This window comes from Streptomyces sp. MNU76 (assembly GCF_020982545.1).
Classification (GTDB): Bacteria; Actinomycetota; Actinomycetes; order Streptomycetales; family Streptomycetaceae; genus Streptomyces.
In genome coordinates this window covers 187,205-201,544 of the sequence record NZ_JAJKLK010000001.1, presented here as the reverse complement: position 1 = coordinate 201,544, position 14,340 = coordinate 187,205, and the positions used below count along the sequence as shown (strand labels likewise).

The 14,340-nt window shown below is 69.0% G+C and carries 14 protein-coding genes and 1 pseudogene; 10 read left to right on the top strand and 5 right to left on the bottom strand.

Translation table 11 applies throughout. The annotated features are described in order from the left end of the window. Positions 1–10: 10 nt before the first annotated feature. From E4N62_RS00845 to E4N62_RS00825, 5 genes are all read left to right on the top strand, one after another. Positions 11–859 (top strand): helix-turn-helix transcriptional regulator, encoded by an 849-nt coding sequence (locus E4N62_RS00845; protein WP_230211481.1) that lies wholly within the window; start codon positions 11–13, stop codon positions 857–859. A 167-nt stretch (positions 860–1,026) separates the two neighbouring features. Next, positions 1,027–1,470: an ATP-binding protein gene (locus E4N62_RS00840; RefSeq protein WP_230211480.1), complete on the top strand. Its 444-nt coding sequence runs from the start codon at positions 1,027–1,029 to the stop codon at positions 1,468–1,470. A 346-nt stretch (positions 1,471–1,816) separates the two neighbouring features. Continuing rightward, entirely contained in the window at positions 1,817–1,981 is a 165-nt protein-coding gene (locus E4N62_RS00835; protein ID WP_230211479.1) for a hypothetical protein, read from the top strand. Positions 1,982–2,066: 85 nt separating this feature from the next. Continuing rightward, on the top strand, positions 2,067–3,263 hold the full coding sequence (locus E4N62_RS00830) for a JmjC domain-containing protein (protein WP_230211478.1): 1,197 nt from the start codon (positions 2,067–2,069) through the stop codon (positions 3,261–3,263). Beyond that, complete coding sequence (locus E4N62_RS00825; protein ID WP_230211477.1) at positions 3,197–4,066, top strand: aldo/keto reductase; 870 nt, start codon at positions 3,197–3,199, stop codon at positions 4,064–4,066. The genes E4N62_RS00830 and E4N62_RS00825 overlap by 67 nt, the downstream gene beginning before the upstream one ends. Here E4N62_RS00825 and E4N62_RS00820 read toward each other — a convergent pair. Next, on the bottom strand, positions 4,044–4,901 hold the full coding sequence (locus tag E4N62_RS00820) for a hypothetical protein (RefSeq protein ID WP_230211476.1): 858 nt from the start codon (positions 4,899–4,901) through the stop codon (positions 4,044–4,046). The two genes, E4N62_RS00825 and E4N62_RS00820, sit on opposite strands and share 23 nt — an antisense overlap. Positions 4,902–4,989: 88 nt before the next feature. Here E4N62_RS00820 and E4N62_RS00815 point away from each other — a divergent pair, with 88 nt between their 5' ends. After that, complete coding sequence (locus E4N62_RS00815) at positions 4,990–5,535, top strand: class IV adenylate cyclase (protein WP_230211475.1); 546 nt, start codon at positions 4,990–4,992, stop codon at positions 5,533–5,535. 252 nt (positions 5,536–5,787) lie between these two features. Here E4N62_RS00815 and E4N62_RS00810 read toward each other — a convergent pair whose 3' ends face one another. The 4 genes and pseudogenes from E4N62_RS00810 to E4N62_RS00795 all read right to left on the bottom strand — a co-directional run bounded on the left by E4N62_RS00810 (position 5,788) and on the right by E4N62_RS00795 (position 9,565). Beyond that, on the bottom strand, positions 5,788–6,069 hold the full coding sequence (locus E4N62_RS00810) for a hypothetical protein (protein WP_308184816.1): 282 nt from the start codon (positions 6,067–6,069) through the stop codon (positions 5,788–5,790). A 73-nt stretch (positions 6,070–6,142) separates the two neighbouring features. After that, complete coding sequence (locus E4N62_RS00805) at positions 6,143–6,622, bottom strand: hypothetical protein (protein WP_230211474.1); 480 nt, start codon at positions 6,620–6,622, stop codon at positions 6,143–6,145. 84 nt (positions 6,623–6,706) lie between these two features. Continuing rightward, positions 6,707–7,892, bottom strand: a pseudogene (locus E4N62_RS00800) (winged helix DNA-binding domain-containing protein). Between the two features lie 119 nt (positions 7,893–8,011). Further along, entirely contained in the window at positions 8,012–9,565 is a 1,554-nt protein-coding gene (locus tag E4N62_RS00795; RefSeq protein WP_230211473.1) for a hypothetical protein, read from the bottom strand. Positions 9,566–10,120: 555 nt separating this feature from the next. Between E4N62_RS00795 and E4N62_RS00790 the strand changes: the two genes are divergently transcribed. The 4 genes from E4N62_RS00790 (at position 10,121) to E4N62_RS00775 (ending at position 14,313) form a co-directional block, all read left to right on the top strand. After that, positions 10,121–11,113 (top strand): LuxR family transcriptional regulator, encoded by a 993-nt coding sequence (locus E4N62_RS00790; protein WP_230211472.1) that lies wholly within the window; start codon positions 10,121–10,123, stop codon positions 11,111–11,113. A gap of 178 nt (positions 11,114–11,291) precedes the next feature. Continuing rightward, positions 11,292–11,621 (top strand): hypothetical protein, encoded by a 330-nt coding sequence (locus E4N62_RS00785; protein ID WP_230211471.1) that lies wholly within the window; start codon positions 11,292–11,294, stop codon positions 11,619–11,621. A gap of 263 nt (positions 11,622–11,884) precedes the next feature. Beyond that, complete coding sequence (locus E4N62_RS00780; protein ID WP_374116932.1) at positions 11,885–13,285, top strand: diaminopimelate decarboxylase; 1,401 nt, start codon at positions 11,885–11,887, stop codon at positions 13,283–13,285. Next, complete coding sequence (locus E4N62_RS00775) at positions 13,282–14,313, top strand: holo-ACP synthase (RefSeq protein WP_230211469.1); 1,032 nt, start codon at positions 13,282–13,284, stop codon at positions 14,311–14,313. The genes E4N62_RS00780 and E4N62_RS00775 overlap by 4 nt, the downstream gene beginning before the upstream one ends. Positions 14,314–14,340 lie beyond the last annotated feature (27 nt).

Below are 14,340 nucleotides of genomic sequence, written 5' to 3'. Positions count from 1 at the left end.
GTACGATTCGATGCCCGCCTCCCCTTCCTCCAGCGCCCAGGCGGCGCGTGAAGCCCTCGCGAAGCGCTTGCAGCACCTTCGTCAGGACGCCGGCCTCACCGGGAAAGAGCTTTCCGCCCGGTGCGGCTGGCATCCGGCAAAGACGACCCGTATCCAGAAAGCCGAGGCCGCGCCCTCCGACGCAGACATCAGAGCATGGTGCTCCGCCTGCGGAGCAGAGAGCCAGACGGAGGACCTGATCGCCACGGCGCGGGCGGTCGACTCCATGTATGTGGAGTGGCGGCGCATCCACAAGAACGGCATGCGCAAGGTCCAGGAGGATTTCTACACCCTCCACGAGCAAGCGGCCGTGTGCCGTGTGTACTGCTCGAATGCTGTTCCAGGCTTCTTCCAGACCGCCGACTTCGCCACCGCCCTCATGCAGTCGATCACCGACTTTCAGGGAACGCCCAACGACGTCGCCGATGCCGTTGCCGCCCGCCTCGCCCGTAGCCGGTTCCTGTACGAGGGAGGCCACCGCTTCGTCGTGCTGCTCGAAGAGTGGGTTCTACGCTCTCGGATCGGCAACCGGAGGACGACGGCCGACCAGCTCCGTCACCTGCTTGACGTCCTGCCACTGCCATCGGTCTCGCTCGGTGTCATCCCGTTCACTGCCCCCCGCGTCATCTGGCCCCTTGAGGCGTTCTACATCTTCGACGACAACCACGCCGTGGTGGAGACCCTGACCGCTGAGATCAACATCAGGCAGCCTCGCGAAATCGCCGACTACCGCAAGGCGTTCGCCGAACTCGCAAAGATGGCCGTCTACGGCGACCGCGCCCGCACCCTCATCAACTCGGCTATCAGTGCCCTCGGTTGACGTTCCGCAATAACCCGCAATTTCGTTGAGCCCGGTATCGCTGGCTTCGTACGGTCGTTGACGTCGCCGAAGGACCGAGCGCCACGCTCCGGCGACAGTGGAGGAGAGGCCCAGCAGCCGCCGCGCCCTGTAGCCGAGCTGGGCCGTTCCATCGGAGGGATGACCCCGTGACGACGACCGCCGCCAGACCCGCCTCGATTGGCGCGCCCCGCTACAGCGAAACGATGCCATGCGAGCCGGAATCCGCACGCCGTGCACGCCTGCTCATCAGCGCCGCCCTCAATGCCTGGGCCATAGGAGACCTGGCGGACACGGCCACGCTGATCGTGTCCGAACTCGTGGGCAACTCCGTCCAGCACACATCGTGCCGTCTGCTCCGGGTCATCGTCAGTCGACCCTCACCGCACCGCGTGAAGATCGCGGTCATCGACAAAGCACGCACCATCCCTGCCATGACCAGCCCCGCCGATGACGCCGAGCAAGGACGCGGCCTGTTCCTCATCGACGTGTTGAGCGACCGGTGGGGGTGCGACCGCCACCCCTGGGGGAAGACGCTTTGGGCGGAACTGGAGGCCCCACGTGCTGTCACTGCGCCTGCTTCCAGAAGCTGAAGGCGGACGACGGACCGAGCCTCCGACCTCACCCGTCTGCGAATCGCGGCTCGTCTGACTCTGCTTCATCCTTACGCGGCAGCACTCCGCGTAAGGGGAGCGCGATGTCAATGCCTCGGCCGCTGGTTCGAGGGGGCGGGACTGCCGTCGGCTCTCGAACCTTTGGCGTAGCCCTTCTCCCCCGCCTTTTGGAGGGCCTGCGCACCTCCCTCCAACGCACAGACTCCCGGTCGAGGACCGAAGGCCGGGAACGGCGGTGCCTTCCGGCGCCATGCACAGCGCAGCTCCACCAGCGCCCCAACCCGGCCAGACATGGCCGGGAGACCCGAAGAGGAAGGAGCACGAAGTGGCAGACAACGCGACGCCGCCGGGCCCGAGTGGCCTGTTGGTGACGGTAGAGGAACTGACCGCCGTCCACGACCGGTACGACAGCCTCCGGTCGGACAACGCCGGGAGTTCCGGCGACGCGCCGTGGCCGGGCGGCGACGGCAACCTGCACGACAGCGAGTAGGCACCAAGCGGTGGGGGCGGCACGGTCGGCCGTGTCGCCCCCGCTGTGTCCGAATCACGTGATCGAACTCATGGAGGACGCAGCGATGGAACATCGGTTGATCAGCGCCGTCGAGGCAGCGCTTGGATGGAGCGGGGTCGAGGGACTGGGCAGGGGATTCGCACGCGGGAGCATGGACGACCCCGCCCTTGTCTCCCGGATCATGACTCCGAACCGCCTGCTCGACATCGCGATGCGCAGGAGCCTGAACCGCCCGCAGTTCCGGTGCTTCCAAAAGGGCGAGGAGGTCCACCCGGCCATCTACTACACCGACAGTGTCAGCCCTCGGGGCCAGAGCATCTCCATGGTCAACATGCGCAGCCTTGGCAGGCTCCTGCAGGACGGCGCGACGGTGATCATGGACCAGGCCAACGTCTTCGATCCCACGATGGAGGTCGCCTGCCGGGCCTTGCAGTGGTGGTCCCGCGAGCGAGTCCAGGTCAACGCATACCTGACGACGAACGACGCCGCAGGCTTCCCTCTGCACTGGGACGACCACGATGTCGTGATCGTCCAACTCGCTGGTGAGAAGGAGTGGGAGGTGCGCACGGCCTCCCGAAGCGCCCCCCTGTACCGGGACTCCGACCCCAACAACACGCCGAGCAACGAGATCATCTGGTCCGGCGTCATGCGGACTGGTGACGTCATGCACATCCCCCGAGGCCACTGGCACCAGGCGACCCGGGTCGGCAGCGGCTCGGGCAAGAGCCTTCACGTCACCTTCGGCATCACCAAGCGCACTGGAGCAAGCTGGCTCGCATGGCTGGGCGACTGGTGCCGTGAGCGCGAAATCTTTCGCCAGGACCTCGACCGCTGGCACGGATCCGGCAGCGAAGCTCTGACTGCGGCCGTCGCCCGACTCGTCGCCGAACGCTCCCCGGCCGACTTCCTGGCCGCATACGAGCGTGGGACGGCCCTGTCTCGGCACGTGCCGTTCCTCGACATACTCGGGCCGCTCGACGCCGTGGTGTGCACCACCCACTTTTCTCCCCGTATCCAGGAAAGTGGAGAAGCCGTCCACGTCGTGGCCTCAGGGAAGAAGCTCACCCTCACGGCCAAGGCCCTGCCGGCGCTGCGTCTGCTGCTCAGCGGCAGGCCGGTCGCGCTGGAACGGGCCGCAGCGGTCGTCGGAGCCGAAGTGATGGAGGTCGCCGAGATCCTGGTGAAGGAGGAGCTGTGCGCGGTGCTGACCCCCGAGTTGTCCTCGGGCTACACCGGTCTCGTCACGAACGCCGTCTCCTGACCGGGGCCCTGGACCTCGGCGTCACCGCACTCGACACCAGCGCCAACTACCTCGGCTTCCGCTCGCATCAGGTCCTGGCGCGGACAGCCGGCGACCTGCTGCCGAAGTTCACGGTCTCCACCAAGGTCGGTTGCTTCCCAGGGCCGGACGGGGTGGAGCACTCCCTGGACTCCGTACGGCTGCACGCTGCTGTGAAACAGGCTGCCGAGAACCTTGGGCGAGAGCCGGACTTGGTGTTCCTGCACAACCCGGAGCATTCGCTCCGTGAAGCCGCCCCTCACAACCAGGACGTGTTGGTACAGGCGTGTGCCGCCCTCGACGCCGCTGTGGCGACGGGGCTGTGCGCAGCTTGGGGCGTCGCGTCCTGCGACCCGTTGCCCTTGCTGAGCCTGGTCGACACGACCGTACCGAGGCCAGCGGTCCTCATGGTCCGCGCCGGTTTGCTCGTCGGAGCCAGAACACTGGATGCCTCGGATGCCCTCACCAGGGCGTGGGGTTTGGGCAGCGGCGATGTATGGGGGATGTGCCCTTTCGGAGGCAGCACCAGCGCTCCGGTGTGGGCCAGGATCGACCCCCGCCTCTTTCTCCGTGACAGCAGCCAACTCTCCCGTGCACAGGCGGCTTTCAGAGCCGCTTATCACCTCCCGCAGGTCGACTCCGTCGCCGTGGGCACTGATGAGCCCGCCCATCTGGGCGAACTCGTCGGCGCACTGGCGGGCGAGGTCGAGGAGCGGACCGTCCAGGAGTACCGGCGTCTCCTTCGAGATCACTCTCGAGTGGTCAACCCGCTTGAATCTCCTTGATGATCTGGTCGGCCGTGCGCCGGGCGGGCTCCAGACGAGGGTCCCCGGGGTGCGCGTAGGGCCCGAGGATCTTCGAGCAGGCGAACAACGTCATCACCTTGCCGTCCCGGCTCTCGAAGTCGGACCGGCGCTCGTGCCGTACGCGATCGGCCAGAGCCGGGACAGCGAGGGAACTCGCCCACAGGGAGGCAGAATCCAGCCCCAACGGTGCGTTTCCCCAGTCTTCCCAGTCGAAGAGGCTGAAGGTCGGTGCGGTCATGTTCGCCCAGTTCAGGTCCGCGTGGGCCGGGACCCACCGCTCCACAGTCGTATCGAAGTCGCTGGGGAAGACACCGTGGATGGACTCGGTCACGGAGGCCTGGGTGATGGTGGCGGTGTCCGGTGTGGCGATCCGCCTCGTGTCCTGAGCCGCCAGCGCACCCAACGAAGCGTTCAGGGTCTCCCACCACTGATCCGACAGTTCCGGGACGACACTCAACACGGCGGTACCGACAGGCGCTCCCGGCAGCAGCGCGGTTTCGTCCGCTCGCCACATCACGGGCCCGTTCACATCCCGCCAGACCACACATCCGTGCCATTCGGGTTGAGCGATGCCTTCCAGACGCGCGGCGCACTCAGTACCGTTCCAGCCCTGATCGGGGATCTTGTCGAGCAAGCGCCGCTCGATCCGCACCCAGGTATCGCGGTCTGTCCTGGCCCCCACCGATCGCCGCTTCCGCACCAACGTCTCCGGGAGCAAGTGCACTCGCAGAGACCGCTCGACGCGATCAAGGACCTCGTCAACCGGCTGCACCCGTAGATCAACAGCCTGGGCCATGGAGACGGAGAACGCCATGCACGCGACCGTAGCAGTGACCACACTGGGAGGCTGCCCTTCCTCCATCGAGGCCACGGCAGCTTCTGTTCAGACGACAAGGAGAACCGTGGCACAACACGAGTACGAGGCGAAGTTCCTGGAGATCGACGTGCAGGCCACCATCGGCGCGCTACGGGCCGCCGGGGCCGAACAGGTCTTCCCCAGGACCATGTTCACCCGCCTGATCTTCGAGAACGACGCCGTGCGGGGCGAACAGTGGCTGCGGCTGCGCGACGAGGGCGGCAGGACCACGCTCACCTTGAAGCAGGTCACCGATGCCACGCACATCAACGGAACCACCGAGATCGAGATCGAGGTCGGCGACCTGGACAAGACCGCGGAGCTGCTCACGGCGCTCGGTCTGCGGCAGGTCCGCTACCAGCAGAACTACCGCAAGGAATGGCAGCTGGACGGCGTCACCTACGACTTCGACACCTGGCCGGAGCTGGACACCTTTCTGGAGATCGAGAGTTCTTCCGAGGCGGCGGTGCGGGACGCCGTAGAGGCTCTGGGCCTGGACTACGGCCACGCCCGCTTCGGCAGCATCGACCTGATCTACAAGAGCGAACTGGGGCGGGACATTCTCGCCGAGCCGACCCTCCTCTTCAGGTGATGTCCAGTCCGTCCGTGTCGTGAGTAGCGGGCAGACGCCACCGCCGAGGCCCGGGTGTCAGTGGTGCGCATCATGCTCTGCCGCATGGATGAGAAAACCTTCTGGCAGTTCATCGACGAGTGCCGGCCCGGTGGGCCCGACCCTGATGCCGAGGGCCTCGCGGACGCGTTGGTGGGGCAGCTTGAGGGTGAGCCTGGGAGGGTTGGGGTCGGGAGGGATGAGGGTGGGCGGGCTGGCTGGGCGCCGTCCGGGTCAGCGTCGGTCCGTGGCTCTCGGGTGCCCGGTGCCGGCGAAGGTGATCCAGCATGTGTCGTTCGCTGTGTCCAGGAGGTACCAGACGCGGCCTCCGCCGGTCACCTCGATCTGCCACTGCTCGCAGGTCTGTCCTCGATGGGTGCCGTGTGCCAGGGCGCCCTTGAGTCGATGGTGCCGGGGTGTCTCGATGGTGGGCCTCGGGGTGGTGCGCATGGTGATCCAGGCGCGGTAGGTGTTCTCGCGGGCCTGCTGGGCGAGGCTCTCCCAGCCCTTGGCCACCCCCGCGTCCGCGAGCGGACTACCCAGTGCCCGTGGGGCGCCGGTGGGGCGGCGCGGTCTCCGCGGCGCCCGGTCATGCGATGTTCCTGGGGTCGGGTACCAGGCCGTAGTCCTCGGAGTGGTGCCGGGTCAGCGCGGCCAGGAGTTCCGGGTCGGAGTAGACCTCCGCGGTGTGCTGCCAGGCGATGAGCAGCTGGGCGACGGAGGCGCTGTTGCCGACCGAGTCGGCGGCCCGCATGGTGTCGACCAGTTCGACGGCGAAGGCGTGGAGATCGGGCTCGGGCAGGAAACGGACCCAGGGGAAGGCCTCCGGCAGTATGTCGAGGAGCAGTTCCATGCTGCCGGGCTCCCGGCGAGCCATCGCGACCAGCATCCGAGTGGCTGCGGACACCACCGTCTGGTCCTGCTCGGCCCGCGCCGCGGTCGTGAGAACCAGATCTTCTCCGTCCCGGCGGTGCAGGAGCAGTCTCGGTGATTCCTGGAGCCGGGCGAGTGTCTGCTTGTTCTTGTTCACCAGCTCGGAGAAGTTCACGGCGGCGCTCTCGGTACCCATGACTTTGAAAGTACTTCGAAGTTCGCGCGATCGCCATCACTCGGAGGAGTGGTGGAGCGAGATACTGCGGGGAGCAGGTCCCCGTCAAGCGGCGGGGAGTACGCGTGTCTCCGCCGTGGGCGGGAGCGGCTTCGTCCACCAGTGGTCGTGGCGGCGGTACGGGGTGGGGTCCGAGCGGGCGGTGAGGAAGGCGTGCAGGGCGGTGGCCTCCTCCGTGAGGGCGTCCCAGACAGCGGTGGGGAGCGGGTGGAAGGCCGTGGCCTCGATGGAGTCGGGCAGGGGGCGCCAGATGCCGGCCACCTTGCCGTCCACCAGGAGGGTCGGGAGTACGTCTCCGTTCATGCGGGTCACGTACGGGCGGTACTCGGGTGGGAGGAGGCGGCCCCGGTCCGCGTAGGCCAGGAGCGTGCTGTCCCACATGGCCAGCAGGCGGGGTGGGGCGGGGTGTCCTCCGGGGGCGTGGGGCGCCCGGGATGTCGTACAGGGTGTGGCCGGTGTCGGTGGCGTGCAGGGTTTCGAGTTCCTCCGGCATGGCGGACAAGGCCGTTTTGATGCGGCGCTGTTGGATCAGTGCGAACTGGGCCATGTCCGCGACCGTCGCCGGGCCGAAGCCCTGGAGATAGCGGCGGATGAGGGCGCGGAGGCCCTCGGCGGCCGCTTCCGGGTCCGTGAGGGACGGTCGCGGGGAGGCCGCCACGTAGGACTGGCGGGTGTCGAAGGACCAAGGGCCGCCGGTCGGGGCGTGCCACAGGGGCACGTAGTGACGGAGCATGCGGTGGGCGGCGGTGTCCGGGGCGTCGGCGTCCGGGGCGGCGGCGCCGAGGTGGTCCTCCAGCCAGGTGCGGAGTTCGGCGGCCGTGCGCACGGTGCGGTCGGCGTGGTCGAGGAGGTGCGGGAGGAAGGCGTCGGCGTCGGCGGCTGTCAGGCCGGAGGCGCGGTAGCGGGGGTCGCCCAGGCGGGAGCCTCGCAGGGTGGGTTCCATCGCCTCGCGGAACGGGGTGTAGTCGTCCGCGTGGACCGTGTGGACCGTGACGCGCATCAAGGTCGCCCGGACGAGGCGGTGGTCGGCGAGCGCCGCGTCCAGGGTGGTGGGGTCGAAGGGGGACAGGCGGTTCCACAGGGCGATGTACGGGGACGCCGGGTGTTGGGCTTGGAGGGCCACGATGCGTCGCATCGCCGACGGCACGTCCAACTCCACGCGGGAGAGGAGCAGTTGGCGGGCGAGGGTCGCGCGGTTGAGGGCGCGGGCGGTGAGTTTCGTGGTCCCCATGGGGGGATTCTCTCCCGTTGCCCCCGCTATTCCTTCGCCCTCTTCGGCCTGTGCCGTAGGCCCTGCCCTTCCCGGCGGGAGGAGAGCAGGGCCTGCGGTCACAGGGAAGCGGGCGCGCCCTACGGCGTCTTCGCCTCGCCCTTCGTCAGGAGCCACTCCTCGTGCAGTGCGCCGAGGGGGATCTTCGTCTGGAAGATCGGTGTGCCGAAGATGGAGAGTTGGAGGTTCAGGGATCCGGTGAGGTCGATGCCGCCGTACAGGGCCCAGGAGCCCTTCGCCGAACCTGTGCCGTTCGCCGAGCCCTCGGCGGTCGCGTCGGCCTCGGCGCGGAGGTACGGGGCGATGTCGGCGGTGACGCCGACCGTGCCGTAGAGGCCGACCGTCGCCTCCGCGCCCATCGCGGCCTTGACGTCGCCGACGGCCGTGACCGTCGTCTTCAGGGGCTCTCCGGTCATGTTCGACTCGCTCACGCCCTGCCAGCCCTTGGCCCAGGTGAAGTTGCCGCCGAGGCGGAAGTCGCCCTTGAGGTCCTGCTCGACGTCGACCGTGACGCGGCCGTCGGCGTCGACCTGGAAGTAGCAGACGAGGTCCAGGTTGACGACGATCGGGACGGGGCCGACCTGGATGACGGGATCGGCGTGCAGTTCGGCGAAGGGGATACGGATCGGCTTGCCGTCGGTCGAGCCGGCCGCGCGGCCCTTCAGCGACCACTGCGAGGCCCAGTCGCCGGTCAGGCCCAGGAACGCGCCGCCCGGCGACGAGCCCGTGCCGGCGCCGGAGCCGTCGTACGAGAAGGCGACCTCGGGGGCGAGTTGGACGAAGCCCTCGACCGAGGCCGCCGCCGAGGCGGGGGCGCCCGGCGCGGTCTCCACCGCCGCGCCCACGTCGATGCGCAGGCTGCCGAGCGGGAGCTTCGCGCCCTCGGGGCCGAAGGTGAGGTCGCCGGTCTTCGCCCAGGAGACCTTCACGCCCTGGACGAGCGGGTCGACGTCCAGGGTGGAGGGGTCGACAGGGACCTGGCCGTCCGCCTTGCCCTCACCCAGGACGGAGTTGAGCTCGGCCGGCTCCGTCTCGACGGTCGTGCCGCCGTCCGCCGCCGTGCCGACGATCTCCGTCACCTCGGCCAGCACGCCGTCGGGGGCGCCGGGGGCGGGGGCGCTGGCTATGACGTCGCCGACGGCCACGGCGGGCTTCGGCTTCGGGTTCGGCTTCGCACCTGCTCCGGTGCCGGGGTCGGTTCCAGGGTCGGTTCCGGGGTCGGTGGCGGTTCCAGGGTCGGTGCCGGTGTCGCCCTCGTCGGAGTCCTGGGAGGCGGAGGCGGTCGTCGACGGAGTCGCGGACGGTTCGGCGTCCGGCTCGGACGCCGGTGCCGTGATCACCGCCCGGCCGCTCTTTCTGTCGTACGACGCGACCTTGAGCGCGGATTTCTCGGCCTTGCCCAGCCGGTCGGCCGCGTTCGCGTCGGCCACGGCGGTGGGGGTGGCGTCACCGGTCGGGGCGGACACGACGGCGAGTTGTTCCTCGGCCGCGCCGGACGCGGGAGACTCGGCCGTCGTGGCGGCCGCCTTGTCGGCGGTGGCGGGGGAGTCGGTGGAGCAGCCGGTGATCAGCAGGGTCGCGACGGTGATCGCCGACAGTACCGACAGTTGGGTGTGTCTTCTGAGCTTGTGCACGCGTGAGTCCTCGGGAGCGGTGACAGGGGGGTGCGCTTCAGGAGGGAGAGAGAACGAGGCGGCGCAGGGAGGGCATGGCGGCGCACATGCCCTCACGGCAGTGCGCACGCGGCGGTTACCCCCCAGTAGCCACGCATGAGCATGCCAGGCTCAGGGGATGCCGTGGACCACTTCCCCCGCAGCCGGCCTGTGACCTGACTCACGCCACTCGCCCTTTTCGCGCGCCCCAACTTCCTTTTCGGTGAGGAGAGTTGAGGTATCGGGGCACTGCCGCACGCAGCCGGCGCGGCCGGTCCAGATGTGCGTCGTGAGCCTCAGGATCAGGGAGTCCGGGCCGGAGCGAACTGTTCCGGTTACCCGTGGTTTCGTTCGCGAAACGGGTGCGTGGTGTGCACATCCGCTGAAGGCGGGCTGGAGGCGGGCGTGTTGGGCGCCACCCGGGGTAGCGGACCAGCAACGCATGATCACGAGAGGGGGCCGGGTCGGCGTCGCCGTCGCCACGGGTCCGGGCTGTGGGCGTGCGAAGGGGACCCGTACTGGAGATGGATGAGACGCATGCTCGATGTCTTTGGGATTGACGCCCGCACCGAATCCGTCTACCGGGGGATGCTGGCCCACCCCGAAGCCGGAGTCACAGGCCTGAGCGACGCATTAGGTCTCTCCCGGGACGAGATACGTACCGCTCTCGACAGACTCAGCGAAATGGCGCTCATACGACCGTCTGCCGAGGATCCGCAGCGTATGCACGCCCTCAATCCCCAACTGGGGATGGAAATGCTGATCGCCCGGCAGCAGGCCGAACTCGCCGTTCAGCAGCAGCGGGTGGAGGAGGGCCGCGCGGCGGCCGCGCGCATTCTCTCGGAATTCGCGCTCGACGATTCCGCGACCGTGAAGGGCGACGCGGAACACGTCGAGGGCCTCGACAATATCCGGGACCATCTGGCGGCGATGAACAACGAGGTCGAGGACGAGTTCCTGACCTTCGCGCCCGGCGGCGCCCAGACCGAGGCGAACATGCGCAACTCGCGGCCGTTGAACCGTCGGCTGCTGGACCGGGGTGTGCGGATGCGGACCGTCTATCTCGACAGCATCCGCAACGACTCGGCCAGCGTGGCGCACGCGGAGTGGCTCACCTCCCACGGGGCGCAGGTACGGACGGCGCCCTCGCTGCCCAACCGCATGATCATCTGGGACCGGCGGGTCGCGTTGATCGCCGCGAACAGCGACGACACGGGGGCAGGGGTCACGATCCATCGGGCGCAGGGCACGGTGACCGCGCTGTCGGCGCTGTTCGAGAACGTGTGGCGGACGGCCGAACCGTTCGGGGTGGACGGGCAGCAGCGGGAGCCGGCCGGGTTGAGCGCCCAACATCTGGAGGCACTGCGGCTGCTGGCGCTGGGGCACACGGACGAGATGGTCGCCAAGCGGCTCGGGGTCTCGGCGCGCACGGCCCGCCGCATCGCCACCGCCCTGATGGAGCACTTCGACTCCCGCAGCCGTTTCCAGGCGGGCGTGCGGGCGGCCCAGCAGGGGTTCATCCAGGGCTGAGGCCGACGCGACGCGACGGGTGCCTGACGTCTGTTCGGACGGGTGCCTGACGACTGCCGACAGCAGGCCGGTGGGCGCGATCGCGCGAGTGCGTGAGGTGTGGCCGGTCCCGGCCATGGCCCGAACCGTCCAGCGACCGTCGGCAGGGCATATGCGGCGAGCGCCCCAAGCTAGGGGGATGTATCTCATTCACCTTGCCCTGGAACCGTCCGGTCGGGGGGCCGGCGGTGGTTCCCTGCCCGCGGACACCGGGCCGGCGCTCGCCGCGAGCGCCGGTGAGTCCGAGGGGCTCGAACATGTCACCGTGCACCGGGACGACCCCACGCGACCGGTGGTGGGGTTCTTCCTGCGCGCGGCCTGCCTCGAAGAAGCGGAGGGCAGGGCGGTACGGCTCTGGCGGCGGACGGTCGCGTGTCGGCCCGACCTGCGGAGCTGGCAGGTGCGGTGTGCCGAATCGCCCCTCTTCGTGCCGGACGAGGGCTGGCCCTGGTGGCCCAGGACTGAATAGGCCACGGCCAGTTTGGGCCATCGCTTTCGACTTCCCACGGCATCTCCGAGCCGCAAAACTCTTGCTTGTCGGAAGCACCCCATCAGCCGCACAGGAATGGGCACGGAGTTCATGGAATTCATGGAGTTCATGGCACGCGAGGCGGTCATGGCGTTCGCGACATCCCAGGGACCTGTTCGTCATACACAGGACGACGACTCCGGCTGGCAGTGAACCGCACCAGCGGGGGCCGGAAAACCCAGGAAGGGAATTTCGTGAGTGCAGTGAGTGCACAGCGCGTCCAGGTACAGGGAAAATCGTTCGGAGAGCTGGCCGAGGAATTCGGTACGCCGTTGTTCGTCTACGACGCGGACGTACTGGAGGGGACCTTTCGCGAACTGCGCGGTCTCCTGCCCGAGTCCGTCGACATCTTCTTCTCGCTCAAGGCCAACCCGAACATCAGCGTGTGCGCCTTCCTCGGCGCGCGGGGAGCGGGCGCCGAGGTCTCCTCGTACGCCGAACTCGTCACCGCGCTACGGGCCGGCGTTGCCCCGGAGGACATCATCTTCCTCGGGCCGGGGAAGGACCTGCGGGAGCTGACGGCCTGTGTCGAGACCGGGATCCACGCGGTGGTGTGTGAATCGCTGGAGGAGCTGAGGCAGTTGGATCGGCTCGCGGCCGAAGTCGACGCCGAGGCTGACGTCAAGGCCGAAGCAGAACCCGACGCCGACGCCGACGCTGTCGCCGAAGCCCGAGCTGTCGCCGACCGCAGGGTTCCCGTGGTGCTGCGGGTGAATCCCGCCTTCAGTACCAAGGGGTCCGGGCTCGCCATGGGTGGCAAACCCCGGCAGTTCGGTATCGACGAGGAGGAACTGCGGGACGCCAAGAGCGAGTTGGCGGAGTTGCGCAACATCCGGGTACGGGGCGTCCACGCGTACATGGGGACGCGGTTCCTGCACCACGAGGACGTGGTCCGCAACACCCGCGAGGTGCTGGCCGCCGCCGAGGATCTGGCGGGGCGGCTCGGATTCCCGCTGGAGACCGTGGACTTCGGCGGTGGTCTGGGGGTCGCCTACTTCGACAACGAGGACGACCTCGACCTGACCGCCCTGGGCGCGGGCATGCGTGCCGCGATCGCGCCGTTCGCCACGCGCAATCCCGGGTGCCGGCTGATCATCGAGCTGGGCCGCTTCCTCACGGCGACGGCCGGTACGTATGTCGTACGCGCCCGGTACGTGAAGGAGTCCAGGGGTGAGACGTTCGTCGTCGCGGACGGCGGGACGAATCACCACATGGCGGCCGTCGGGGTCGGGAGCTTCGTCAAACGGAACTTTCCCGTCGTCCATCTGGGACCGGGACAGGCACAGGGACAGGCGCAGGAACAGGTATCGGGTTCGGCGTCCGAGGCGCCTCTGCGGCGCTACACCCTCACCGGCCCCCTCTGTACGCCGAACGACGTGGTCGCCAAGAAGGTGGAGCTGCCCGAGGTGCGGCCGGGGGACCTGTTGGGGGTCCAGCGTTCGGGGGCGTACGGGCCGACCGCGTCGCCGGGGCTCTTCCTGAGCCACGGCTATCCGGCCGAGGTGCTCGTCCACCGTGGCCGCGCGCATCTGGTGCGGGAGCGGGACACCACCGAGGACCTGCTCGCCAAGCAGCGGCTCGTCGACTTCGACGGGATGCCTTGAGCCTGCGGATCGGCGTCGACGTCCTCGACCGTGAGGAACTCCGCGCCTTGCTCGGCCGACCGTGGTTCCTGCGGTTCGCCTACGCCCCCGAGGAGACCGCGCTCGCCGACGCGATGGGGGCCGAGCGGCGGCTGGAGTTCCTGGCCGGGCGGTTCGCCGCCAAGGAGGCGGTGCTCAAGGTGCTGGGCACCGGGATGCTCCAGGGCGTCGCGCCGTACGAGATCTGCGTGGACCGGGACACCGACGGGGCGCCCGTCGTCCGGTTCCGGGGGCGGGCGGCACGGAGGCCGCCGGAGATCTCCCTGTCCATCACGCACAAGCAGAACATCGTCGCGGCGGTCGCCATCGCCCTGCCCGGCGCGGCCTGCGGATGCGACGACAGCCTCACCGAAAGTGCCATCGACAGAAAGGAGTTCGCCATCATGTCGTCCGCGGCGGACAGCGACGAGGACCACCACCACAGCACGGAGCGGCACTCGGAGCAGCACACCACGGCCTTCCTGCGCGTACGGATCGGACAGGAGGAGGCCCACTACGGCGGCGGGCTGGTCGACGGTGCCCGGATCCTGCGGCTCTTCGGGGATCTGGTCACCGAGATCACCGTACGGACGGACAGCGACGAGGGGCTGCTCTCCGAGTACTCCGACGTCCGCTTCACCGCGCCCGTGCACCCCGGCGACTACATCGAGGCGAGCGGCCGTCTCGTGCGCAGCACCCGGTTGCGTCGGATCGTCGAGCTACGGGCCCACAAGGTGATCGCCGCGAAACCCGGCGCCGGTGCCGGTCCCGGTGGCGGTGCCGGTGACAGCTCGGCCGAGGTTCTCGACGAACCCCAGCTCGTCTGCGCGGCCACGGCCACGACGGTGGTGCCGATGAGAAGGGCCGCGAGGAGGCGTGAGAGGGGCGTGGTCGTGGCCGCGAGCGCCCCCGGCACAGAGACCGGCCCCGCCACCGCGGCCACGGCCGACACCTCCGCCGCCGGCTCCACCACCACAGCCACCGCGGCCACCACGACGAGGGAGCAGTGATGACCGCAGAGTCCCAGCAGATCCCGG

Coding starts and splice junctions, on each gene's coding strand:
- E4N62_RS00845 (WP_230211481.1), top strand. CDS start 11: ATGCCCGCCTCCCCTTCCTCCAGCGCCCAGGCGGCGCGTGAAGCCCTC.
- E4N62_RS00830 (WP_230211478.1), top strand. CDS start 2,067: ATGGAACATCGGTTGATCAGCGCCGTCGAGGCAGCGCTTGGATGGAGC.
- E4N62_RS00820 (WP_230211476.1), bottom strand. CDS start 4,901: ATGGCGTTCTCCGTCTCCATGGCCCAGGCTGTTGATCTACGGGTGCAG.
- E4N62_RS00805 (WP_230211474.1), bottom strand. CDS start 6,622: ATGGGTACCGAGAGCGCCGCCGTGAACTTCTCCGAGCTGGTGAACAAG.
- E4N62_RS00790 (WP_230211472.1), top strand. CDS start 10,121: ATGCTCGATGTCTTTGGGATTGACGCCCGCACCGAATCCGTCTACCGG.
- E4N62_RS00785 (WP_230211471.1), top strand. CDS start 11,292: ATGTATCTCATTCACCTTGCCCTGGAACCGTCCGGTCGGGGGGCCGGC.